24 protein-coding genes and 1 tRNA gene are annotated in these 21,779 nt (G+C 70.7%); 16 read left to right on the top strand and 9 right to left on the bottom strand.

Annotated elements, in window-relative coordinates; translation table 11 throughout:
* Window positions 1–27 precede the first annotated feature (27 nt).
* Window positions 28–1,047, bottom strand: coding sequence for an MraY family glycosyltransferase (locus tag AQI95_RS02025; RefSeq protein ID WP_067116188.1), 1,020 nt, complete (start codon window positions 1,045–1,047; stop codon window positions 28–30).
* A 190-nt stretch (window positions 1,048–1,237) separates the two neighbouring features.
* Here AQI95_RS02025 and AQI95_RS02020 point away from each other — a divergent pair, with 190 nt between their 5' ends.
* Both AQI95_RS02020 and AQI95_RS02015 read left to right on the top strand, forming a co-directional pair.
* On the top strand, window positions 1,238–3,520 hold the full coding sequence (locus tag AQI95_RS02020; protein ID WP_067116186.1) for a (Fe-S)-binding protein: 2,283 nt from the start codon (window positions 1,238–1,240) through the stop codon (window positions 3,518–3,520).
* Between the two features lie 144 nt (window positions 3,521–3,664).
* The gene (locus AQI95_RS02015; RefSeq protein ID WP_067116183.1) at window positions 3,665–4,405 is read left to right on the top strand and encodes an SDR family oxidoreductase; all 741 of its coding nucleotides are present in this window, start codon (window positions 3,665–3,667) and stop codon (window positions 4,403–4,405) included.
* Window positions 4,406–4,481: 76 nt separating this feature from the next.
* Here AQI95_RS02015 and sigJ read toward each other — a convergent pair whose 3' ends face one another.
* From sigJ to AQI95_RS02000, 3 genes are all read right to left on the bottom strand, one after another.
* The gene (gene sigJ / locus AQI95_RS02010; protein WP_067116180.1) at window positions 4,482–5,396 is read right to left on the bottom strand and encodes an RNA polymerase sigma factor SigJ; all 915 of its coding nucleotides are present in this window, start codon (window positions 5,394–5,396) and stop codon (window positions 4,482–4,484) included.
* A 161-nt stretch (window positions 5,397–5,557) separates the two neighbouring features.
* Entirely contained in the window at window positions 5,558–5,881 is a 324-nt protein-coding gene (locus tag AQI95_RS02005) for an antibiotic biosynthesis monooxygenase family protein (RefSeq protein WP_067116176.1), read from the bottom strand.
* A gap of 44 nt (window positions 5,882–5,925) precedes the next feature.
* Entirely contained in the window at window positions 5,926–6,720 is a 795-nt protein-coding gene (locus AQI95_RS02000; RefSeq protein WP_067116172.1) for an SDR family NAD(P)-dependent oxidoreductase, read from the bottom strand.
* A 259-nt stretch (window positions 6,721–6,979) separates the two neighbouring features.
* Here AQI95_RS02000 and AQI95_RS01995 point away from each other — a divergent pair, with 259 nt between their 5' ends.
* Entirely contained in the window at window positions 6,980–8,458 is a 1,479-nt protein-coding gene (locus AQI95_RS01995) for a VCBS repeat-containing protein (protein WP_067116168.1), read from the top strand.
* Between the two features lie 83 nt (window positions 8,459–8,541).
* Entirely contained in the window at window positions 8,542–9,618 is a 1,077-nt protein-coding gene (locus AQI95_RS01990; protein WP_208614044.1) for a Yip1 family protein, read from the top strand.
* Window positions 9,619–9,729: 111 nt separating this feature from the next.
* Here the strand turns inward: AQI95_RS01990 and AQI95_RS01985 are convergent, their stop codons facing one another.
* The 4 genes from AQI95_RS01985 to AQI95_RS47840 all read right to left on the bottom strand — a co-directional run bounded on the left by AQI95_RS01985 (window position 9,730) and on the right by AQI95_RS47840 (window position 12,254).
* Window positions 9,730–10,773 (bottom strand): GAF domain-containing protein, encoded by a 1,044-nt coding sequence (locus AQI95_RS01985; RefSeq protein WP_067116162.1) that lies wholly within the window; start codon window positions 10,771–10,773, stop codon window positions 9,730–9,732.
* 106 nt (window positions 10,774–10,879) lie between these two features.
* Window positions 10,880–11,389: a phosphoribosyltransferase gene (locus AQI95_RS01980; protein ID WP_067116160.1), complete on the bottom strand. Its 510-nt coding sequence runs from the start codon at window positions 11,387–11,389 to the stop codon at window positions 10,880–10,882.
* A 13-nt stretch (window positions 11,390–11,402) separates the two neighbouring features.
* Window positions 11,403–11,978 (bottom strand): dCTP deaminase, encoded by a 576-nt coding sequence (gene dcd / locus AQI95_RS01975; RefSeq protein WP_067116157.1) that lies wholly within the window; start codon window positions 11,976–11,978, stop codon window positions 11,403–11,405.
* 117 nt (window positions 11,979–12,095) lie between these two features.
* Window positions 12,096–12,254: a hypothetical protein gene (locus AQI95_RS47840; RefSeq protein ID WP_167361918.1), complete on the bottom strand. Its 159-nt coding sequence runs from the start codon at window positions 12,252–12,254 to the stop codon at window positions 12,096–12,098.
* 294 nt (window positions 12,255–12,548) lie between these two features.
* On the opposite strand from AQI95_RS47840, the gene AQI95_RS01970 reads away from it, so the two are divergent.
* Window positions 12,549–12,619, top strand: a tRNA-Gly gene (locus AQI95_RS01970).
* Between the two features lie 298 nt (window positions 12,620–12,917).
* The gene (locus AQI95_RS01965; protein WP_244188589.1) at window positions 12,918–14,720 is read left to right on the top strand and encodes a SpoIIE family protein phosphatase; all 1,803 of its coding nucleotides are present in this window, start codon (window positions 12,918–12,920) and stop codon (window positions 14,718–14,720) included.
* 19 nt (window positions 14,721–14,739) lie between these two features.
* On the opposite strand, the gene AQI95_RS01960 is transcribed toward AQI95_RS01965, so the two are convergent.
* Window positions 14,740–15,420 carry a hypothetical protein gene (locus AQI95_RS01960; RefSeq protein ID WP_067116154.1) on the bottom strand — a complete coding sequence of 227 codons (681 nt, stop codon included), beginning with the start codon at window positions 15,418–15,420 and terminating at the stop codon, window positions 14,740–14,742.
* 338 nt (window positions 15,421–15,758) lie between these two features.
* Here AQI95_RS01960 and AQI95_RS01955 point away from each other — a divergent pair, with 338 nt between their 5' ends.
* From AQI95_RS01955 to AQI95_RS01910, 10 genes are all read left to right on the top strand, one after another.
* On the top strand, window positions 15,759–16,019 hold the full coding sequence (locus tag AQI95_RS01955; RefSeq protein ID WP_067116151.1) for a hypothetical protein: 261 nt from the start codon (window positions 15,759–15,761) through the stop codon (window positions 16,017–16,019).
* 75 nt (window positions 16,020–16,094) lie between these two features.
* Window positions 16,095–16,400 (top strand): hypothetical protein, encoded by a 306-nt coding sequence (locus tag AQI95_RS01950; protein ID WP_067116148.1) that lies wholly within the window; start codon window positions 16,095–16,097, stop codon window positions 16,398–16,400.
* Window positions 16,401–16,533: 133 nt separating this feature from the next.
* A complete protein-coding gene (locus tag AQI95_RS01945) occupies window positions 16,534–17,058 on the top strand; it encodes a DUF5994 family protein (protein ID WP_067116145.1) in 525 nt (174 codons plus the stop codon).
* A 125-nt stretch (window positions 17,059–17,183) separates the two neighbouring features.
* Window positions 17,184–17,393, top strand: a complete 210-nt coding sequence (locus AQI95_RS01940) for a hypothetical protein (RefSeq protein WP_159056444.1) — start codon at window positions 17,184–17,186, stop codon at window positions 17,391–17,393.
* A complete protein-coding gene (locus AQI95_RS01935) occupies window positions 17,390–17,806 on the top strand; it encodes a DUF5994 family protein (protein WP_067116141.1) in 417 nt (138 codons plus the stop codon). The genes AQI95_RS01940 and AQI95_RS01935 overlap by 4 nt, the downstream gene beginning before the upstream one ends.
* 211 nt (window positions 17,807–18,017) lie before the next feature.
* Window positions 18,018–18,356, top strand: coding sequence for a MerR family transcriptional regulator (locus AQI95_RS01930; RefSeq protein ID WP_067116138.1), 339 nt, complete (start codon window positions 18,018–18,020; stop codon window positions 18,354–18,356).
* A gap of 231 nt (window positions 18,357–18,587) precedes the next feature.
* Complete coding sequence (locus AQI95_RS01925; protein ID WP_067116135.1) at window positions 18,588–18,794, top strand: cold-shock protein; 207 nt, start codon at window positions 18,588–18,590, stop codon at window positions 18,792–18,794.
* A gap of 197 nt (window positions 18,795–18,991) precedes the next feature.
* A complete protein-coding gene (locus tag AQI95_RS01920; RefSeq protein ID WP_067116132.1) occupies window positions 18,992–20,527 on the top strand; it encodes a DEAD/DEAH box helicase in 1,536 nt (511 codons plus the stop codon).
* Window positions 20,528–20,607: 80 nt separating this feature from the next.
* On the top strand, window positions 20,608–21,006 hold the full coding sequence (locus AQI95_RS01915; protein WP_208614043.1) for a CBS domain-containing protein: 399 nt from the start codon (window positions 20,608–20,610) through the stop codon (window positions 21,004–21,006).
* Between the two features lie 34 nt (window positions 21,007–21,040).
* Window positions 21,041–21,328, top strand: a complete 288-nt coding sequence (locus AQI95_RS01910; protein WP_067116128.1) for an SCO5918 family protein — start codon at window positions 21,041–21,043, stop codon at window positions 21,326–21,328.
* Window positions 21,329–21,779: the final 451 nt, after the last annotated feature.

Below are 21,779 nucleotides of genomic sequence, written 5' to 3'. Positions count from 1 at the left end.
CAGACCTGAGTCGAGAGGGCTCAAGTCTTATCCGTTCCTTACACGCAATGGGCCGCTGACCTGCGTAGATTCCGTCCGCCGAGACGACTGGACAGGAATCCCAAGGAGTACGACGACCACCAGCAGCACCCCTCCGGCCACCCACAGCACAGCCCCCTCCCCCGTCCATCCGGTGTGCACGAGCACCCCCACGAGCACCGCGGAGAAGGAGCCGGCACCCAGCAGGACGACGGAGGCCTGCGGGGTGAGCCCGAGCCGCCGCAGCCGGTGCGCCAGATGGTCGGGCCCGCGCCGCAGCAGCGAACGCCGGGCGAACCCCCGGGCGAGGACCACCAGGAGGGCGTCGGCGAGGGCCACCGCGCCGAGGCAGAACATCACCGCCGCGCTCGGCCCGAGGTCGTACCCCGCGCGCGTGAAGACGAGCGAGGACGACAGCAGGAACCCGGTGAACAGCGAGCCGCAGGTGCCGAGGCCGATCCGCGCGGGATGCCAGTTGTGCATCAGGAAGCCGGTGAGGGCGGCGGCGAACACGCTCAGCAGGACCGCGAGCCCGTCCATGATCTCGGCGGCGGCGCAGGCCCCCGCCCCGAAGGCGGTGACGACCCCGACGGTGCCGGCCAGCCCGTCCACGTGATCGAGCCCCTTGAAGGCCAGCGTGGCCGCGACGATCCACCCGAGGGCGAGGACGCCGCCCAGCACCCCCGTCTCGTCGTAGGGCACCACACAGGCCGCCGCCACGGCCGCACCGGCGACGAGCACGCGCAGGCGCAGCCGCCAGACGTCGGCGACCAGGCCCAGCGCGGCGACCAGGGCGGCGGACACCAGCAGCCGGTCGACCCCGTCCCCGAGGGGTGCGACGCCGGTCCACTGCCCGGCCCCGGCGACGAGACAGGTGACCGTCACCACGGCGACCCCGCCGAGCAGCGGCAGCCGCCGGTGCAGACGCCGGTCGACGATGCCCGCCCGCAGCGCGGGCACTCTGAGCAGCGCCGCCAGCACGGCGGCGAGAAAGAGGGCTGCGGTAGCCGCGGCGATCCCGTAGAGCACAGCCCTAAGGTAGGGGCGAATGTAGCAATTCGGTATGAATAACACGATCTGATGACCCGGGGATGATGCTCATCACCCCGCGCTCGGCTGCAACCCGCAGGAAGATGGGGGTAGTCTCAGACGGACTGGATAAGTTACCGCTTAGTAATGTCGCTCGCTCGGTTAATTCGAGGCCGCCCCAGGAGCCCCAATGCAACTCGCCGCGATCATCGTGTCGCTGGTCCTGATCGTGGTCGGCGTGGCACTGTTCGGCCGCGCCCTCCTCCAGATCTTCAACTTCATGCGGCTGGGCCAGTCCGTACCGGCCGGGACGCGGACCGACGACCCCACGCAGCGCACCCTCACCGTGGCCAAGGAGTTCCTCGGCCACACCCGGATGAACCGCTGGGGCGTCGTCGGTGTGGCGCACTGGTTCGTGGCGGTGGGCTTCTTCTCCCTGCTGCTGACGATCGTCAACGCGATCGGGCAGCTGTTCAAGGCGGACTGGATCCTGCCGATCATCGGCGACTGGGCACCGTACAACGTCTTCGTCGAGTTCATCGGCACCATGACGGTCGCCGGCATCCTCGTCCTGATCGCGATCCGCCAGCTGAGCAAGCCGAACAAGCCGGGCCGCAAGTCCCGTTTCGCCGGCTCCAACTTCGGCCAGGCGTACTTCGTCGAGGCCGTCATCCTCATCGTCGGCGTCTGCATCTTCACGCTGCACGCGCTGGAGGGCGCCCAGCACCACGTGGACTCCTACGAGGCGTCGTTCTTCCTCTCGTACCCGGTCGTCTCCTGGTTCCGGGGCATGGACGTCTCCACGCTCCAGAACCTCACCTACTTCTTCGCCGGCCTGAAGATCGCGACCTCCTTCATCTGGATGATCACGGTCGCCCTGAAGACCGACATGGGTGTGGCCTGGCACCGCTTCCTGGCCTTCCCGAACATCTGGTTCAAGCGCAACGCCACCGGTGAGACCTCCCTCGGCGCGCTGCTGCCGATGACGTCCGGCGGCAAGGCGATCGACTTCACCGACCCCGGCGAGGACGACGTCTTCGGTGTCTCCCAGGTCGAGCAGTTCTCCTGGAAGGGCCTGCTGGACTTCTCCACCTGCACCGAGTGCGGCCGCTGCCAGTCGCAGTGCCCCGCCTGGAACACCGGCAAGCCGCTCTCCCCGAAGCTGCTGATCATGTCGCTGCGGGACCACGCCCACGCCAAGGCGCCGTACCTGCTGGCCGGCGGCGGCAAGACCATGGAGGGCGAGGAGAAGGCGAGCGAGGAGCAGCTGGCCGGCGTCCCCGCCGCCGCCCTGGCCGAGGCCGAGCGCCCGCTGATCGGCACCGCCGAGGAGAACGGCGTCATCGACCCGGACGTGCTGTGGTCCTGCACCACCTGCGGCGCCTGCGTCGAGCAGTGCCCCGTGGACATCGAGCACATCGACCACATCGTCGACATGCGCCGCTACCAGGTCATGATCGAGTCCGCCTTCCCGTCCGAGGCGGGCACGATGCTCAAGAACCTGGAGAAGAAGGGCAACCCCTGGGGTCTGGCGAAGAAGCAGCGCCTGGAGTGGACCAAGGAGGTCGACTTCGAGATCCCGGTGGTCGGCAAGGACATCGAGGACCTCTCCGAGGTCGACTACCTGTACTGGGTCGGCTGCGCCGGCGCGCTGGAGGACCGCGCCAAGAAGACCACGAAGGCCTTCGCCGAACTGCTCCACATCGCGGGCGTGAAGTTCGCGATCATGGGCGGCGACGAGAAGTGCACCGGTGACTCCGCCCGCCGCCTCGGCAACGAGCCCCTGTTCCAGGAGCTCGGCATGGAGAACGTGGCCGCGCTGAACATGGCGTTCGGTGAGTCCCTCAACGAGGAGGGAGAGGTGGACGAGTCGACCAAGAAGCCGAAGTCGGCGAAGAAGATCGTCGCCACCTGCCCGCACTGCCTCAACACGCTCGGCAACGAGTACCCGCAGCTCGGCGGCGACTACGAGGTCATCCACCACACCCAGCTGCTGCAGCACCTGGTCGACGAGGGCAAGCTGATCCCGGTCACCCCCGTCGAGGGCATCATCACCTACCACGACCCGTGCTACCTGGGCCGCCACAACAAGATCTACACGCCCCCGCGCGAGATCATCGGCAAGGTCCCGGGCCTGCGCAACGAGGAGATGCACCGCCACAAGGAGCGCGGCTTCTGCTGCGGCGCCGGCGGCGCCCGGATGTGGATGGAGGAGCGGATCGGCAAGCGCATCAACAACGAGCGCGTCGACGAAGCTCTGTCGCTGAACCCCGACATCGTCTCCACCGCCTGCCCGTTCTGCCTGGTCATGCTCACGGACTCCGTGAACGGCAAGAAGAACGACGGCAAGGCCAAGGAGTCCATCCAGGTGGTGGACGTCGCCCAGCTGCTCCTCGACTCGGTGCGGACCCCCCTCGACCCGGCCGGCGAGACCGAGCCCGCGAACGAGCCGGAGCCCGAGCCCGCGAAGTAGCACCGGCTCCACGACGTACGGCGCCCCCTGCCCCGCACAGGCAGGGGGCGCCGTCGTGCGAACGGCCGGTCCCGGCTGTCACAGATCCGTCCGCTGCCTTGTCCTGCTGATGCCGGACATCGGCATCAGCGAACGGAGACAGAGATGAAGATCATGGTTGTCGGCGGTACGGGGCTCATCGGCTCACAGGTGGTCGCACTGCTGCGCGCGGCCGGTCACGACCCCCTCCCGGCCACCCCCTCCACCGGCGTCGACACCCTGACCGGCGAAGGTCTGGCAGCGGCGGTCAAGGGCGCGGACGTGGTCGTGGACGTGTCGAACTCCCCGTCCTTCGAGACCGAGGCGGCGCTGGACTTCTTCACCCGCTCGGCGCGGAACCTGTTCCAGGCCGAGAAGGAAGCGGGCGTCCGCCACCATGTCGCGCTGTCCATCGTCGGCGTCGACCAGGTCCCCGACTACGGCTACTACCGGGCCAAGGTCGCCCAGGAGGAGGCCGTGCGCGACAGCGGCGTCCCCTTCAGCATCGTGCGCGCCACCCAGTTCTTCGAGTTCATCGCGCCGGTGATGGACATGTCCGCCGAGGGCACCGAGGTGCACCTGCCGTCCCTGCGGCTGCGTCCGATGGCCTCCGCCGACGTCGCCGCCGCCGTCGCCGAGGCGGCCCGGGCAGAGCCGTCGAACGGCGTGCGGAACATCGCGGGGCCCGAGGTGCACGCCCTCGACCGGCTCGGGGAGATCACCCTGGCGGCGAAGCCGGACGGCCGTACGGTCGTCACGGACGAGTCCGCGAGCCCGTTCGCGGGCATGCCCGACGGCGTGCTCATCGGCGACGACACGGCGCACCTGGCGGCCACCCGCTACGAGGACTGGCTCACCCGGAACTGACCGTCCCCCCCCCGCTCATGGGGGGGCAACCGGTAGATCTACGACGGCAGGTGAGCCCGACGGGCGGTCCGTGTGGCTACGGGTGGGCGGTGGCTCTGCGGGCGGAGCGTTCGTAGGCCCTCAGTTTGGCGGGGGCGAGGACCCAGTAGAGCCCGTCGATGCCCTCCGCCCCCACCGTGACGGACACCAACGCGACGGCGACCCCGTCGCGGACGAGCAGCACGCTGGGCCGGCCGTTGGCCTCGACCACGCCGTACTCGGCCCCGGGGAAGAACCGCTGGGCGAAGGCGCTGATCCGGGCCACGCGCTCCGCGCCCACGACCGCCAGCCGGGCCACGCCGCGCATGCCGTTGCCGTCCGCGTAGGCCACCGCGTCGGCCGACAGCACGCTCTCCAGCGCGGCCACGTCGCCGTGCCGCGCGGCGGCGACGAAGGCTTCGACCAGCCGCCGGTGCTGCGCCGCCTCGACGGGTTCGCGGTGCTCGGCGGACAGCCGCTTGCGGGCCCGGCTGAGGATCTGCCGCGCGTTGGCCTGGCTCAGCTGCAGGATGTCCGCGATCTCGGCGTACGAATACGCGAACGCCTCCCGCAGCACGTACGCCGCCCGCTCCACGGGGTTCAGCTTCTCCAGGACCAGCAGCACGGCCAGCTCCAGCGCCTCGCCACGCTCCGCGCCGACCTGCGGATCCACGCTGGTGTCCACGGGCTCCGGCAGCCACGGCCCCACATAGGCCTCACGGCGGACCCGCGCCGACTGCGCCACGTTGACGGCGAGCCGCGTGGCGATCTTCGCGAGATACGCGCCCGCGTCCCGCACCGTGCTCCGGTCCGCGCCCTGCCAGCGCATCCACACGTCCTGCACCACGTCCTCGGCCTCGGACACGCTGCCGAGGACGCGGTACGCGATACCGAACAGCCGCGGCCGTACGCCCTGAAACGCGTCCGCCGCCTCGTCCAACGACCCCTCGCCGAGCCGCTGCCGCTCATCCATGCCGTCGATGCCTTTCCCTGCCCGACCGCCGTACCCCCGACCGCCGTACCCCCGGCCGACCGCGCACCCGCCGCCGAAACGACCCACGCGCCACCGCTCGGGGACGGCGCCCGTGCCCCGCACGGACAGGGGCGCCGTCGCTCTGCCCAACTGCCTTTCCGCTACGCCCCCTTCGGCCCCGCCTGCTGCACCACCTCGAAGGACCACAGGGTGGAGCCGGAGGCCGCCGGCTTCGGACGCTCGCCCTCGGCACCGCCCTGGTGCGCGGACTTCATCGGCCCCTCCATCCACGCCTGGAAGGACTCCTCGTCACGCCAGCGCGTGTAGACGAGATAGGTGTCGGTGCCCTCGACGGGGCGCAGCAGCTCGAACCACTCGAAGCCGTCGGAGTTCTCCACCGCGTGGGCGCGCGAGGCGAACCGCTTCTCCAGCACCTCCCGCTGCTCGGCGGGCACGGTCAGCACATTGATCTTCACTACGCTCATGGCACCATCCTCGCCCACCGCCCTCCGCGTCGGCGGGCAAGGGCTCACAACGTCTTGACCTGGCCGCCGTCGATCGTGAACTCGGCGCCCGTGATGTTCCCGGCGAGCGGGGAGGCGAGGAAGACGGCCAGATCGGCGACTTCACGAGCCTCGGTGACCCGGCCGGTGGAGATGGCCATGGTCCGCGGCACGACGACATCGACGGCTTCCTGCGCGCTGGTGCCGGCCTGGGCCGCCGTCGCGTCGGCGAAGCCACCCGGCGCGGTCCAGAACGGGGTGCGGACCGGCCCCGGGGCGATCGCGTTGACCCGGACGCCGCGCGGCGCGAACTCCTCGGACAGCGACTTGGTCAGGCTGGCCAGACCCGCCTTGGCCGCGGAGTAGTCCACGACCATGGGGAAGGGCAGGCGCGCGTTGACGGAGCTGATGTTGACGATGGAACTCCCGTCCGCGGCCAGCAGGTGCGGAAGCGCCGCGCGGCTGGCCCGCACCGCGCTGAACAGGGTCAGGTCGAAGATCCGCAGCCACTCGGCGTCGTCGATGTCCAGGAAGCTCGGTCGGGGCGTCGCGGCGCCCAGGTTGTTGACCAGGACGTTGACCCTGCCGTGCCGCTCCACCGCGTGCCGGACGAGTGCGTCCGGCCCGTCCGCGGTGGACAGGTCGACCGCGACCGCGGTGACGCCGTGCGCCTCGCGGAGCGCTTCCAGTTCGGGAGTGATGCTCCGGCTGCCGGCGACGACGTGCGCGCCTTCACGGGCGAAGGCGTCGGCGATGGCGAGGCCGATGCCTCTGCTCGCTCCGGTGACGACGGCGACGGTGTCCTTGAGCTGCATGTCCATGGCGGTCCCCTGCCCGGGTCGGCCCCCGCACGTCTGTCCACGGTAGGCGGATCCGGCGCCACCGGCTCGGCAACTCGCCACGCCCAGCAGTCACACAAATTTACTGACCTCACGTACAACCCTTACGCATCCCGACGGGTCTCCTGATCGCCGACCGCCCGGTGAACCGTGGGACAACTCACAGCGAACAGAGGCGGTCCGCGCCCCATCGACTGTGGATGCCCGCCAGGCATCCCCGCATGCAGCAGGAGAAACCCGCATGCACAAGCCTCTGCGACTCGCCCTCACGACGGCCACCGCGGCCGCGCTCACGGGCGGTCTGCTCACGTTCTCGGCCGTGACCGCCACGGCCGCGGACTCCACCCACGTCCCGCAGGCCGACTTCAACGGCGACGGAATCGGTGACGTGGCCTTCTCCGCCGACGGCGCCTACGTGAACGGCAGGAGCGGCGCCGGCCAGCTCGTCGTCCTGTACGGCACGAAGACCGGCGTCTCCTCCGCCAAGCGCTCCACCATCAGCCAGAACACCGCCGGCAACCCGGGCACCGCCGAAGCCGGCGACCACTTCGGCGCCGAGACCGCGTACGCCGACTTCAACGGCGACGGCTACGACGACATCGCCGTCGGCACCCCCGGCGAGGACGTCGGCAGCGACAAGGACGGCGGCGGCATCGCCATCCTGTGGGGCTCGGCCTCCGGCGTCACCGGCAAGGGCGTCACGGTCGCCGACCCGGCGCCCACCGCGCACGACTACTGGGGCAAGAACCTCGCCGCCGGCGACTTCGACGGCGACGGCAGGGCCGACCTGGCCGTCGGCAGCTCCGCCGCCACCATCTATGTCCTCAAGGGCGGCATCAACGCCTCCGGCGCGCCCGGCGGCACGTACACGATCAAGCCCCCGATCATGGGCACCGACGCGGGCGGCCCGCTCAACCTGACCGCCGGCGACATCAACGGCGGCGACGGCACCGACCTGGTGGTCGACGGCTACGAGACCGACACCTCGTACGGCTGGAACCGCAACTACTACATCCCCGGCGGGGCGAACGGCCTGCACATGTCCGAGGCCATGACCCTCAAGCCGGGTGTGATCAGCGCGATCGGCGACATCGACGGCGACGGCTACGGCGACATCGTCAGCGGCGCCTACTGGAACCCCACCACCGAGGACGGCACCACCGTGCCCGACTCCGGCAAGGGCGGCAAGGTCTGGGTGACGTACGGCTCCGACGGCGGCCCGCTCACCCCGACCGCCACCGGCATCACCCAGGACACGGGCAACGTCCCCGGCACGGCCGAGGGCAACGACTTCTTCGGCTACGAGCTGGACCTGGGCGACATCGACGGCGACGGCTTCCTCGACCTCGCGATCGGTGTGGCGGGCGAGAACATCGGCAGCGCGACGAACACCGGCGCCGTCACCGTCCTGTACGGCACGGCCAAGGGCCTGGACACCGCCTCCGGCGCCCAGGGCTTCGCCCAGTCCGCCCCGGGCGTGCCCGGCAACGACGAGAAGGACGACTACTTCGGCCAGGACGTCAAGCTCGACGACGTCACCGGCGACGGCAGGGCCGACCTGCTCGTCGGCTCCCAGGAGAACGCCGGCAACGGCGCGGTGACCTATCTGCCGTCCGACGGCACGAAGATCACCACGTCCGGGTCCCGCACGGTCTCCCCGAGCACCTCGGGCGTCTCGACGACGGGTGCGCCGTACTTCGGCGCCAACTTCGCCGACTGACACCCGGTTTCCCGGACCGGCCGCTCCCGCTGTCCCGAAACCCTGGAAATCCCCTGGTCCGTCCGCTGACGGCCCCTTAGGGGATGTCACAGGTCGGCCGCAATGCCGGGCCCGAACACCTGGGCCCGGCACGTCACTCTCCGGGACCAGGTACGTTCGATGACGTGGCTGGATTCAGGATCGGACGCGGGGGCCGGGGCAACCGGACCCCCCAAGGACAGCAGGCGCCGCAGGGACCGTCGTACGGCCGGCCCGGACCGCCGCACGGGCAGCCCCCGGGGCCCTCGCACGGGCAGCCCGCGGGGCCCTCGTACGGCCATCCGCAGGCGCCGCAGCGGCCGTACCCGCAGCAGTCGTACCCGCAGCAGGGGCAGCGGGCGCCGCAGGGACAGCCCTACGGCCGACCGGGGCAGTCGTACGGCCATCCCGGTCCCGCCGACGACGGGCCGGAGTACTTCGGCGACGACGGCGGCCACCCGGCCGGCGCCCCGGGGCACGACCCGTACGCGGCCAACAACCCGGGCCACACCCAGGCGTTCTCGATCGACGAGGCCGCCGGATACACCCAGGGCGCGACCTACCACGCCGGTTCGACCGCCGCCCCCGCCGCCCCGATCGGCCCGCCGCTGCACTGGAAGGAACTGCTGAAGGGGATCATCACCTCCCCCGACCAGACCTTCCTGCGCATGCGGGACTACACGATGTGGGCCCCGGCGATCATCACCACCTTCCTCTACGGCCTGCTCGCGGTCTTCGGCTTCGACGGCGCCCGCAAGGACGCGATCAGCGCGACGCTCTCCAACGCGGTGCCGATCGTGCTGATCACGGCGGTCGTGATGGTGCTCGGCCTGTTCATACTGGGCGTGGTCACCCACTCCCTGGCCCGCCAGCTCGGCGGCGACGGCGCCTGGCAGCCGACGGTCGGCCTGTCCATGCTGATCACGGCGCTGACGGACGCGCCCCGTCTGCTGGTCGCCATGTTCGCCGGCGGCGACGCGACCTTCGTCCAGGTGCTCGGCTGGGCCACCTGGCTCGGCGCGGGTGCCCTGCTGACCATGATGGTCTCCCGCTCCCACGACCTGCCCTGGCCGAAGGCGCTGGGCGCGTCCGCGATCCAGCTGATCGCGCTGCTGTCGATCGTGAAGCTCGGCACGTTCTAGGAACTCGGCACCGGTCCGCGCGACCGGCATGCGAAAAGGGCCCCGGCCATGCGGCCGGAGGCCCTTTTTCCGTACCCGAACCCGAGGATCGGGCGTACCCGAACCCGAGGATCAGGCGTCGACGGCCGGACGTCGGTCTCCTCCGCCGAGGTGGGGCTGGACCTCCAGGGTGAAGGCCGCGCTCTGGGGGGTGCCCTCCCAGCCGCGCCAGACATGCACGTGGACGAGCCTGTCGCTGTGGAGCCCGCGCATGTCCCAGTCGGCCATCAGCTCCCCGGCGACATGGGCCGCCACGTACTCCGCGTCCTGGTCGGGGCCGTCGCTGGTCATCCTGCCGCGCCACTGGGCGGGGTGGTCTCCGTATATGCGACACCCCGCGGAACCGTACGGCTCGTCCACCCGGTACACCCAGTGGGTCACCCCGCTCCTGGTCCCGGCCCCCTCCAGAAGCTCCGCGCGCCGATGGAGGGCGGTGCCGCTGTGCGGCACGTCGGCCGGATGGCCGTCGACACGTCGGCCCACCAGGTGCCGTGCGACGGCCTCCCCGGCGAGCTGCGCGTAGAGCTCCATGGTCCGCAGGTCTTGAGCGGACGGGCGGCCGGGCTGCGACGCGTGGGTCGAGATCATCCCGACCAGCCGCCCGGCGCGATCGACCAGCGGCGTCGACTGGACCGCGCGCACCCCTGCGGCACGGAAAGTCCTCTGGTGCGGGGCGAAGGCGGGGTCCTCGCGGACGTCGGGCGTGACCGCCTGGACGCCCTGCCAGGCGGCCCGTCCGCAGACCGAGCGGTTGTCATGGACCACCGCGAAGTGGTCGAGGAATTCCTGCTCGAATCCCGACTGGGTGACCAGAACCAGGGAGTCGTCGAGGGGGTCCAGGAACTGGATGTTCCCGAACTCGGCACCGATGAGAGCCATTGCTCCCTCGGTGATCCTCGGAAGCACGGCGGACAGCTGAGGGACGTCGCGCAGTTCCGCGGCCTCGTCCTGAAGGTTCTTGAGCACCGCCGGCTCGTCCAGACTGAGGGCGACCCACGCGGCGAGCTGGTCGGCTCTCCGCGTGACCGACACCTTGCGCGCGGGCCGTGGCCGCACGGAACGATAGGAGGCCGTCACATGATCGAGCGGCCCCACCAGGTTCTGGAAGTGGTTCATGTGCACCACAGCCTCGTTCGGGTGGCCTTGTGACGAGTTTACGTTTCCGTTGCCACGCTGCACAGTCCCGGGCGGGGGCGGCTCGGCCCTCCCTCGGAAGCGCTGGTCAGAGCGCCTCCTTGTTCTCCCTCGGCGCCTCACCCGACCTATGGACCGGAGGCAGGACGCTCCACGGGAAGTTGATCCAGTCGTCGGTCCGCTTCCAGACGTACTCGCACTTCACGAGCGAGTGGGACTTCTCATAGATCACCGCGGAGCGCACCTCGGCGACGGTGTCGAGGCAGAAGTCGCGCACGAGCTTCAGCGTCTTGCCGGTGTCCGCGACGTCGTCGGTGATCAGCACCTTCTTGTCGGAGAAGTCGATCACGTTGGGGACGGGGGCCAGCATGACCGGCATCTCCAGGGTGGTCCCGACACCGGTGTAGAACTCCACGTTCACGAGGTGGATGTTCTTGCAGTCGAGGGCGTAGGCGAGCCCACCGGCGACGAACACCCCGCCCCGGGCGATGCTGAGCACGATGTCGGGCTGGTACCCGTCGTCGGCGATGGTCTGCGCCAGGTCGCGGATGGCGCCGCCGAACCGCTCGTAGGTGAGGTTTTCCCGTACGTCACTCATGCTGCTGCAGCCCTCACACCTGGGTCCGATGGAAATTGACGTAGGACCGCGAGGCGGTCGGACCGCGCTGCCCCTGGTAGCGGGAGCCGTAACGCTCGCTGCCGTAGGGGAATTCGGCGGGCGAGGTCAGCCGGAACATGCACAGCTGGCCGATCTTCATCCCCGGCCACAGCTTGATCGGGAGCGTGGCGAGATTGGACAGCTCAAGGGTGACGTGCCCGCTGAAGCCGGGGTCGATGAACCCGGCGGTGGAGTGGGTGACGAGCCCGAGCCGCCCGAGCGAGGACTTCCCCTCGAGCCGCGACGCGAGGTCGTCGGGGAGCGAGATGACCTCGTACGTGGAGGCCAGCACGAACTCCCCGGGATGCAGGATGAACGGCTCGTCCCCCTCGGGCTCCACGAGCCGCGTCAGATCGGCCTGCTCGATGGAGGGGTCGATGTGCGGGTACCGGTGGTTCTCGAACACCCGGAAGTACCGGTCCAGCCGCACGTCGATGCTCGACGGCTGCACCATGGAATGGTCATAGGGATCGATCCGTACCCGCCCGGCATCGATCTCGGCCCGGATGTCCTTGTCTGAGAGAAGCACGTAGCGAGGATACGCAAGGCGCGCGGAGCCGTGACAATCGTGACGACTCCGCGCGCCTGTGTTATCGCTGGTTGCCTCTGTTCCCGCGGCGGCCTGTTCGCTAACGCTTCCGCCCCGCTAGCGCTTCTCCAGGGCGACCGGCACCACACTGCGGAGCCGGGCGCACCGGGGGCACCTCATGAGCCGGCCGGGGCCGAGCCGCTCGGCCTGCTGCATCGGGAACGAAGCGGTGCTGAAGACGTGCCCGTCCGCACAGCGGACGACGGTGCTTTGCATCAAGTCCCTTAAGTCCCTTCCCCAAGAGCCTCGTCGGGCTTACCGCGCCCTGACGACAAAAGCCACATTACGGGATTAAAGAGACCACCCTCCAGGCGGCACTCCGGCCTCACCCGACCCCTCCGCGAGGCCTCCGCGAGGCCTCCACGGTACGCCCCAACTCACCCCGCCCGCAGCCGGATCCCACCCCTGAAACAGACTCAGACCCCGGGGTCGGGACACCAGGGGTCTGCGATGATGTAGAGTGAGCGAACGTCCGGACAAGGACCCCGAGAGGATCATGTCCGAACTTACGCGGGTGTAGTTTAATGGTAGAACATCAGCTTCCCAAGCTGAGAGCGCGAGTTCGATTCTCGTCACCCGCTCTTCATTGAAGCCCCAGGTCAGCGGCCTGGGGCTTCAGCTTTTCCGCCGTCCTGCAGCTTCACTCCGGGTTTCGGGAGACACCGAAGTCCCTTTCTGCAGCCGGGACTTGGGGGGCAGAAGGCCGTGTCGGAACGGCACGTCGTCGGGCAGGACCCGGGACACGGAACAACCGAGCGGCGCAGACCCTGTCGGCCGTGCGGCCGGGTACTCGAAGAGGGACGATCGGGGCACCGACGTCTCTGTGGCCCGGTGGCCCAGGGGTCGCGGTGTGGTCTGTGCGGGAAGGACGGCGGCGACGTGGTCGAGGGCTTGAGGTCCGGCGGGGAGTACGAGAGACGACTGTCTGCGGAGCCGGATCTGTGGGAGCAGGTCGTCGGGCAACTGGGTACGGCCGTTGCCGTGATCGACCCGGCCGGGCGGATCGTCGCGGTCAACCCGGCCGCCGAGCGGCTGATGGGGCGCACGGCAGCGGTGGTGCACGGGCAGGACCTGCACGACCTGTGCCACCGGGACCCGGGAGGCGCCGTCATCCCACGAGAGCGCTGTCCGCTGCTGCGGGCGCTGGCGGAGGGGCGTCCGGCGCACGGGGACGACGACCGGTGCCTGCGGGGTGACGGACGGCTGGTCCCGATCTCCTGGTCGGCCACGCCTCTGACGGACGACGACGTCTCCGGCGTCTGCCTGGGCATGGTCGTGCTGATCGTCGAGACCGCGGCGGACCGCCGTGCCCGTAGGGAACGCGCGGAGCAGGCGGAACGTGCGGAGCAGTCGGAGCGGGTGGAACAGGCGGAACGAGCCGCTCATACGAGCGCTCTGGAGAGTCTCACCGAGCGGTTGACACTCGTCGCGGAGATCACCGACGTGCTCGGTCAGACCCTGGAGGTGGACGAGGCCCTCGCCCGGTTGAGCCGGCTCCTGGTCCCCCGCCTCGCCGAGTGGGCCGCGGTGGACCTGCGGGTCGGCTCCCACCAGGTCCACCGAGTGGCGGTGACCGGCCCCGAGGGCCGTGACGCCGGGCAGGAGGACTGGCGCGGTCAGCTGCCCCCGGCCGGTGAGGCGACCCACTCGCCCCTGGTCCAGGTGCTCAACGGAGGCGGTCCCGTCCTGCAGGCCAGGGCGGACCTGGACGCACCGCCCGACTCCCCCCTCGCCGCCGTCCACAGCGCCTTCCTCGGAGCAACCGGCGCGGCATCCGTCATCACGGTGCCGCTGGGCAGCAGACGACAGGTCACCGGTGCGCTGACACTGGTGCGCACCGAGGCGGCACGGCCCTTCGACACCGGCGATCTGGACGTGGTGAGCGACATCGGCCGCCGGGTCGGCCTGGTCATCGACAACGCCCGCCGGTTCGGCCGGCAGCGCGCGGTCGCCGAGGCCATGCAGCGCAACCTCCTCCCCCCGCTGCCCGCGCACGGCCGGTTCCAGCTGGCCGCCCGGTACCAGCCCGCTCCGGCCGGCTCCCAGGTCGGTGGCGACTGGTACGACGCGTTCACGCTGAGGGACGGCACGCTCGCCCTGGTGATCGGTGACGTCGTGGGCCACGATCTGACCGCCGCGGCCGGGATGGCGCAGCTGCACGGCATCCTGCGCTCCCTCGCCTGGGACCACCCCGGGCCGACCGGTGCCGTCGTGGACCGCCTCGACGACGCCATGCACGCCATCACCACCGTGCGGATGGCCACCCTCGTCCTCGCCCGGGTAGAAGGTCCGGACACCGGCCCCTGGACGCTGCACTGGACCAGTGCCGGGCACCCGCCGCCCCTGCTGCTGACCTCCGACGGGAACGCGCAGTACCTCGAATCCGGGCAGGGGCTCATCCTCGGAACCCACCTGGGCGCCGGCGGTCGTCGGCCGAGCGCGACCCACGCCCTGCCGCCGGGGTCCACGCTCTTGCTCTACACCGACGGCCTGATCGAAGTCCGCGGCAGCGACCTGGACAGCGGGCTCGCCCGGCTGCGCCGGCATGCCCTCGCTCTCGCCCACGAATCACTGGACACGCTGTGCGACCAGCTGTCGAGCCGGATGACCCCCGGCAGCACCGACGACATCGCCCTGCTCGCCCTGCGTCTGCCGGTGCCCCTGACCGGGGCCGAGGCGTGATCCGTGGCGGGGTGGCCGCTCACGCCCCCGGAGCCAGCACCAGAATGCGGAACGGACCGCGCGGCACGGCCTGGAGGGTGTCGTCCCCGGCATACCGCCAGCCCCAGGACCGCATCGTCTCGACGGTCCTGTCGTCCCGGACGTCCACCAGTGCGACGCCGAGCGCAGCGCCGTGGTCGGCGAGCAATCGCCGCTGCAGGCGCCGGGCGAGGTTCCAGACCTGGTCCCGGTACTCCCGGCGCACGCGAGGCGGGACGACGATCCCGGAGACGACGAAGAGCCGCCCGGAGGCGGCGCTGCGGAGCAGACGTCCCCTGACGTGTCCGTCGAAGCCCGCCCACCACGGACCCGTGCCGCTCGTGGGGAAGCCGTAGGCGTATCCGGTCAGGGCGGTGGTCTCCGCGATCAGCAGGGAGAACCCCGGTCGACGTGCGTCGGCCGCGAGATGGCGCAGGAAGGCGAGCCGCGCCTCGTTCCACGCCCATGGGTCGCCACCGGAGGTCTCCGCGTACAGGTCGCCCAGTTCCTGCAGACGGTCCCCGACCTGACCACGCGTCAGCGGGCGGACGCGTTCTGCGATCTGGGGCGAGGACCTGCGCTCCCTCTGCGGCGGGCCTGGCACGTGGGTACGCGGCCTGCCCCGTGCGGGCCGGAGCGCGGGGAGGGTCAAGGTCGTCGGGAGGAACACCTGCGCGGTCATGACCAACCCTGCCCCGGGCGCGAACAATGGCCGCCCCGGCGTCGTCGATCCCCGAGAACGGCACCGGTGCCTGAGGCGGTGCGCGGCGTGCCCTCGGTGTCTCCACCGTACTCCCGGCCGGGCGACCGGCGGGTGGCCGGTCGGTCGGCCAGTCGGCCAGTCGGCCAGTCGGCCAGTCGGCCAGTCGGTCGATCATGGGACGCGCGGCCACCCTTACCCGGCATACCCTTCAGAAGAGGGCCGCCGTGGAAACGCGACGCAGCCCCCGCACTGTCGCCCGGCGTTTCGGGCAGCGACCGGAATCACGGTTCGTACCCGTCGCCTGCCAGGAGGTCCGTATGGAGCACGAGCCCTTGCCCTCCGAGGGCCACGCCGAGGTCCGCATCGTCGCCGCGACACCGGAGATCGCCCGTCGCGTCGCCGAAGTACTGCGGCGCTGCTTCGCCTCGACCGAGCAGCGCAGCTACCCCGCCGGCCTCGAAGGAGGAACCCGGCTCCATCTCACCCTCGACACCACGCACACCGCGGAACCCGCACGGTCCTGGCTCGCGACCAGTAGATCGACAGAGCAGGCGCACGCTCACGCCGACGAGGTATGAACCGGGTCCGCGAAGCCGCGAAGATCCGCCGTCGCGTCCGTCCCCGCGCGGCCGTCACACCGGAGAACGACAGCCATGACGAAACTCCGCGAACGCAAGAACAACCGGGAGGCGGTCCTGCGCTCCCTGTACGGGGCCGTCGGGCTCAATCGCCCCGAGGTCAGCGGATCTGCGCTCCGCGCCGAGCTGGGCCTGCCCGACGAGGACCTCTCCGCCGCCTGCGCCTATCTGGCTGACGAGGGCCTGATCAGCGTGGACTGGACCTCGCACCGGACCCCCGCGGCCGTCTCGCTGACACATGAGGGCATCCGCCTGATGGAGGAGCTGGAGGAAGAACAGGAGGAACAGGAGAGGCCGGAGAGGGCGGAGCCGGACGAGTGAGCCGTCCGCTTCGCCTCGGCCAGGAGTAGCCTGACCATACCGAGAGCTTTTCGCGCAGCGCTTCCGGCGGTGCCGTTCCCGGCGAGGGACGAAACGGGTAGTCGTCCCACGGCTCCCGGGACGGGATCGCACGATGGAACCCACCAGAACGCCGCCCGAGGGCGCGTTCGGTGCCGCCGCGCACACGTACCGCATGCCGCTGCCCCGCCTGACCCTCACCCCGGAGGTCAGTCACGGCCCGCTGGACGGGGCCTGGTGGCCGCGCTGCGATGCGCTGGAAATCGAACTTCCCTCGCTCGTCGGCTCGTTGGAGCCGGAGCCGGGGGCCGCGATACAGGTCACCGTGGACCCCGCCGGGTGGCCCGACGCCCCGCGCACGGTCATGGCGCCCGGCCGGGTGATCGCCGTGGAGCCGGCCGGACCCGGAAGCGACGCACACGTCATCACCCTGGACTGCGGCACCGTGGGACGCTGGGTGCTCCTGGTCGTCCCACCCGAGGCGCCTGCCGGTACGGCCGTCCGGCTGCTGGCCGCAGCCGCCGACCCCGAGAACCCGCTGACCGCCGCGCGCATGCTGATGCTCGCCTGGGGGTGCCCCCAGGCCGTTCAGGCACTGGGGGAGGGTCGCCCGGTGGGCGCGACCGGGGAGGCGGAATGAGGCGCGGGGCTCCTCGGGAGCCCACGGCAGGGACGATCCAGCGGCCTCAACCACCGTCTTCGCGCGAGCCGTTGCTGTGCGAGGCGTGGTCCGACTGCCGCGCCCGGGGCGGCTGGATACGCATCGTGTACGACAACCGCAGGACCGGCCTGGCCTTCCGCCACTCCGGCATGCCCGACCGCTTCCCCGCCCACGCGAACGCACAGGACGCCTGGGAGGGACGAACGGCCGACGCCGCACTCCGCCTCACCGCGAGCGCAATCCCGGCCGCCGAGGCGCACCGTCCGGCCGAGGACGTCGTACCGCGCCGAACCACTCGACAGGACACCTCATGAACGACCGACTACGGCGCCCGCCACCGGCCCCGCCCCTCCTCCGCCTGTACCTCGCGCCCGAGAGCACCGTGCCACGCCGTATCGACGGGGCCTGGTGGCCGCGTACCTTCGATCTCCTGGCGGAACTCCCGCCACTGCTCTCCGGTCTGCCCCGCGCCTGGGGCCAGATCGTCAGTGTCCTGGTGAACGGCACGGGGTGGGCCGGAGCGCCGGGCCGCATGCTCGTCTGCAACGAGGTCGTCCGGCTGCGCAGGACCACCACGGAGCGCACGCCGAGCACCATCGTTCTGATGGCCCCCGCCCATGGGCGCCGGGATCTGCTGGTCGTACCGCCGCAGGCCACCGAGCGGGCCGCCGAATCCCTCATGTCCGCAGTGGGACTGACACCGGAGCAGGACCACTTCGTGAGCTGAGTGCGCGGGTTCGCCCTGTCCGGCGGCACGGGCAGGGCGAACTGCGGCGGCTCGTCGGGCTGCGCGTGGGAGGAGATCTGCCATGGCGAGCCCACATCTCCATGCCTGCCGGAGTTAGGGTTGTCGCACGACGCGGACGGCGCTGAATCCTTCGGAGACCGGTGCCGGACACGCCCGGGTCCCTTGCCGCGTCCCCCACAACGAAGGTGCTATGCCCGCCGAGAATTCCTCTGCCGCAGACAGCCTCGACGATGACGACTATCCCGCCTACACCATGGGGCGGGCCGCCGACGTCCTTGGCGCCACCCCCGCCTTCCTCCGGGCCGTCGGCGAAGCCGGGCTGATCACGCCACTGCGTTCGGAAGGGGGTCACCGCCGGTACTCCCGCCGTCAGTTGCGCATCGCCGCCCGCGCCCGGGAGCTGGTCGACCAGGGCACCCCCGTCGAGGCCGCGTGCCGCATCATCACACTGGAGGACCAGCTCGACGACGCCCTCCGACTGAACCGGGAAATACGCCGGGAGCTGGACGAGCACGGCGCGGATACCTAGTCCCGCCAATACAGAAATACATAGCCCAGCGGGATGAGAAATACCGGACGATTCCCAAAACGCATGACCGCTTGCACCCAGGCCTGTGCTAACGTGATAACAGTTGCAGTTTTGGTTGCCAGAGAATATTTCTTTGCAGAGCTTTCCGGATCTTTCCGGAGGGGTGATCATTCACGGCGACTCGACTCCGTAAAGTGCGGAGTCCGGCACTGCCCCCGAGGGAGATTCAATATGGCATCTGGCACCGTGAAGTGGTTCAACGCGGAAAAGGGCTTCGGCTTCATCGAGCAGGACGGCGGCGGCGCCGACGTGTTCGCCCACTACTCGAACATCATCAGCAACGGTGGCTTCCGCGAGCTTCAGGAAGGCCAGAAGGTTAGCTTCGACGTCACGCAGGGCCAGAAGGGCCCGCAGGCCGAGAACATCGTTCCCGCCTGACGCTGACGCGAACCGTCGCGAGCCACTGGTTCGCGCATCATGTGGCTGGGGCCCGCGCTCTTGGGGTGCGGGTCCCAGCCCATTGTGTTACCCGGCTCTTCGCATTTCCCTTCGGCTCATTCTTGTGATTCCTCGTGCGCGGCGGCCCGCCGCTGGCCGGAATTCCTCGATACGCCGCATCGAGGAAGGTTCCCTCCATGAACCACACCCGTCAAACCGGCGGCAGTTCCGGTCGCTTCCGTACGGACAGGAGTTCCACCCGCTCGACGGGCTCCGCCCGCGGCAGCCGCTTCCGTACGCAGGAGACGGGCCGGCAAGGTCCTCGTCCGGGCGCCGGGCGAAAGAGCGCCCGGGGAGGACGCTCCACCGCGCGCCGACAGGAGTTCGCCCTGCCGGTCACCCTCACCGAGCCGCTGCCCGCGGTCGAGACGTTCGCCGAACTGGACATGCCCGAACGGCTGCTGACCGCGCTCCGCGCCGAGGGCGTGACCGTTCCCTTCCCGATCCAGGGGGCCACCCTGCCGAACGCCCTGGCGGGTCGGGACGTCCTGGGCCGGGGTCGTACGGGCTCGGGCAAGACTCTCGCCTTCGGCCTGCCGGTACTGGCCCGCCTCGACGGGCAGCGGGCCCAGCCCAAGCAGCCGCTCGCCCTCGTCCTCGTCCCCACCCGGGAACTGGCCCAGCAGGTCACCGACGCGCTCACCCCCTACGCCCGAGCCCTGCGGCAGCGGCTCGCCACCGTGGTGGGCGGCATGCCGATCGGCCGGCAGGCGAGTGCGCTGCGCGGCGGCGCCGAGGTCGTCGTCGCGACGCCCGGCCGACTCACGGACCTCATCGAGCGAGGAGCCTGCCGGCTGGACCAGGTCGCCGTCACCGTCCTGGACGAGGCCGACCAGATGGCCGACATGGGCTTCATGCCGCAGGTGACCGAGCTGCTCGCCCAAGTCCCGTCCCGCGGCCAGCGGTTGTTGTTCTCGGCCACGCTCGACCGCAACATCGACCTCCTGGTGCGCCGCTACCTCCACGACCCCGTGGTGCACTCGGTCGACCCGTCCGCGGGAGCCGTCACCACCATGGAGCACCATCTGCTGCACGTGCGCGACGCCGACAAGGACACCGCCGCGACCGAGATCGCCGCCCGCGACGGACGTGTGCTCATGTTCCTGGACACCAAGCACGCGGTGGACCAGCTGACCAAGCACCTGCTCTCCGCCGGCGTGCGCGCCTCGGCCCTGCACGGCGGCAAGTCCCAGCAGCAGCGCAACCGGACACTCGCCCAGTTCAAGGACGGCCACGTCACGGTCCTGGTGGCCACCAACGTCGCCGCCCGCGGAATCCACGTCGCGGGCCTCGACCTCGTCGTGAACGTCGACCCTCCCGGCGACCACAAGGACTACCTGCACCGCGGCGGCCGTACCGCCCGCGCCGGCGAGTCCGGGACCGTCGTCACCCTCGTCCTGCCGCACCAGCGCCGCGCGGTGGACCGCTTGATGGCCGACGCCGGCATCACTGCGCGCAGCGCGCAGATCCGTCCGGGCGAGGCCGAACTGCAGCGCATCACCGGTGCCCGGACCCCCTCCGGTGTGCCCGTCACCCTCACCACGCCGGTCGACGGACACCGCGAGGGCAAGGGATCCGCCGCCCGGCGTCGCGGGGGCCGGGCCGCCGGCCGTGGCGGGAACGGTCGGGCCGCCGCCCGGGCACGTCACTCCGCCCCGAGGACCGACACATAGGCCGGGCACGGGGAACGCGCTCCCAGCAGTCGGGCCGAGACGTCGCCCGTTCTGTACGCCCCGACGACGAGGAGAACCCCTTGACGCCGATTCCGCCCCGAACACGGCAGACCGACGACACCGGGCTGACCGCCCGCGACGCCATGCACGCTCCCGGGCCCCAGGTCGACGACCACATGACGGTCGACGTCGCCCTGTCCGTGCTCATCGGTGCCCGCGTCCCGCACCTGCTCCTCCGGGACGAGGACGGGCGGTGCGCGGGACTGGTCACCCGGGCCCAGCTCGCCGCGCACCGCGGCGGCTCGTGGTACTGCGACCGGACCCGGCTGCGGGACATCCCGCTCGACCGCGGACCGTTCACCTCGTCCGTCGCCGTACTCGGCGAGGCGGAGGCCGCCATGCGGGACCGGACCCTGGACGTGTCCCCCGTGATCGACGAACACGGCTACGCCCTGGGCATCCTCGCCCTCACGTCCTGAGCCATCACCGCCTGACCGCCCTGTGGAGGCATCCATGCGCTGTGTCATCGCCCGGTTCCCCTTCGACCTGACCAAGATCGAGGTCGAGCAGTCGATGAGCGGCATCACGCCCGAACCCGCCACCGGCGTGTGCGTGACCATCGACCGCCGTACCTACCCCGTGATGCAGGTCGGGGAAGTGATCACCAGGCAGAACCGCCGCGACTTCACCTCGGTCGAGATGCACCGAGCGCTGACCCGCCTCGGCTTCTCCTGCCACGACGCGCGCCCGGTCACGCCGGACTGGGACGCGCGGGCCGACGAGGACGCACTCGGTTGGTGACGCTTTCCGGGGCGACGAAAGGTCATGCGCCGTTCGCGGGTTGGAAAGCCGAGGATGTGGCACCCGGCCTGTGAGCGGACCGGACGCGCGAACCGCGTCCCGGAGGGGCCGACGGTTCGGCAATGAGCCGCACGCCGCACGAGACCGGTACGGCCCGCTCCGCCCGGTTGTCGCCGCCGGACTGCGCGGCGACAACCGGTGTGGCCCGCCCGGGCCGCCCCCTGCTGTCCAGGCCAATTCGAGGGTGGCGTGCGTCCCCTTTCACCGCGGTGCACCTGAAGTCGCCTTGGCAAAGCCCGCGTTCAATTCATCCATGCCTGCGATGCCCTGATGCACTGGCTCTTCCGGGCGGGGCGCGGGCCAGAGCAGGTCGAAGTCATGGCGTTCGTGGAATCTCCGGGCTCGTACGTCGCGTAAGACTCCCTGTCGGCGGCCCGGTCGTCCGTCGACC

Origin of the sequence: Streptomyces yokosukanensis, from assembly GCF_001514035.1 — a bacterium.
GTDB classification, from domain to species: domain Bacteria; phylum Actinomycetota; class Actinomycetes; order Streptomycetales; family Streptomycetaceae; genus Streptomyces; species Streptomyces yokosukanensis.
Note: the sequence above shows the minus strand (reverse complement) of the source record. Positions and strands in the feature narration are given on the sequence as shown.

Bases quoted from the DNA above. Each gene is read 5' to 3' on its own strand.
- AQI95_RS02015 (WP_067116183.1), top strand. From the start codon at position 3,665: ATGAAGATCATGGTTGTCGGCGGTACGGGGCTCATCGGCTCACAGGTG.
- AQI95_RS01925 (WP_067116135.1), top strand. From the start codon at position 18,588: ATGGCATCTGGCACCGTGAAGTGGTTCAACGCGGAAAAGGGCTTCGGC.
- AQI95_RS01910 (WP_067116128.1), top strand. From the start codon at position 21,041: ATGCGCTGTGTCATCGCCCGGTTCCCCTTCGACCTGACCAAGATCGAG.
- AQI95_RS01985 (WP_067116162.1), bottom strand. From the start codon at position 10,773: ATGAACCACTTCCAGAACCTGGTGGGGCCGCTCGATCATGTGACGGCC.
- AQI95_RS01920 (WP_067116132.1), top strand. From the start codon at position 18,992: ATGAACCACACCCGTCAAACCGGCGGCAGTTCCGGTCGCTTCCGTACG.
- AQI95_RS01995 (WP_067116168.1), top strand. From the start codon at position 6,980: ATGCACAAGCCTCTGCGACTCGCCCTCACGACGGCCACCGCGGCCGCG.
- AQI95_RS01960 (WP_067116154.1), bottom strand. From the start codon at position 15,420: ATGACCGCGCAGGTGTTCCTCCCGACGACCTTGACCCTCCCCGCGCTC.
- AQI95_RS02000 (WP_067116172.1), bottom strand. From the start codon at position 6,720: ATGGACATGCAGCTCAAGGACACCGTCGCCGTCGTCACCGGAGCGAGC.
- AQI95_RS02005 (WP_067116176.1), bottom strand. From the start codon at position 5,881: ATGAGCGTAGTGAAGATCAATGTGCTGACCGTGCCCGCCGAGCAGCGG.
- AQI95_RS01930 (WP_067116138.1), top strand. From the start codon at position 18,018: ATGCCCGCCGAGAATTCCTCTGCCGCAGACAGCCTCGACGATGACGAC.
- AQI95_RS01990 (WP_208614044.1), top strand. From the start codon at position 8,542: ATGTCACAGGTCGGCCGCAATGCCGGGCCCGAACACCTGGGCCCGGCA.
- sigJ (WP_067116180.1), bottom strand. From the start codon at position 5,396: ATGGATGAGCGGCAGCGGCTCGGCGAGGGGTCGTTGGACGAGGCGGCG.
- AQI95_RS01950 (WP_067116148.1), top strand. From the start codon at position 16,095: ATGACGAAACTCCGCGAACGCAAGAACAACCGGGAGGCGGTCCTGCGC.
- AQI95_RS01955 (WP_067116151.1), top strand. From the start codon at position 15,759: ATGGAGCACGAGCCCTTGCCCTCCGAGGGCCACGCCGAGGTCCGCATC.
- AQI95_RS47840 (WP_167361918.1), bottom strand. From the start codon at position 12,254: ATGCAAAGCACCGTCGTCCGCTGTGCGGACGGGCACGTCTTCAGCACC.
- AQI95_RS01935 (WP_067116141.1), top strand. From the start codon at position 17,390: ATGAACGACCGACTACGGCGCCCGCCACCGGCCCCGCCCCTCCTCCGC.
- AQI95_RS02020 (WP_067116186.1), top strand. From the start codon at position 1,238: ATGCAACTCGCCGCGATCATCGTGTCGCTGGTCCTGATCGTGGTCGGC.
- AQI95_RS01980 (WP_067116160.1), bottom strand. From the start codon at position 11,389: ATGAGTGACGTACGGGAAAACCTCACCTACGAGCGGTTCGGCGGCGCC.
- AQI95_RS01945 (WP_067116145.1), top strand. From the start codon at position 16,534: ATGGAACCCACCAGAACGCCGCCCGAGGGCGCGTTCGGTGCCGCCGCG.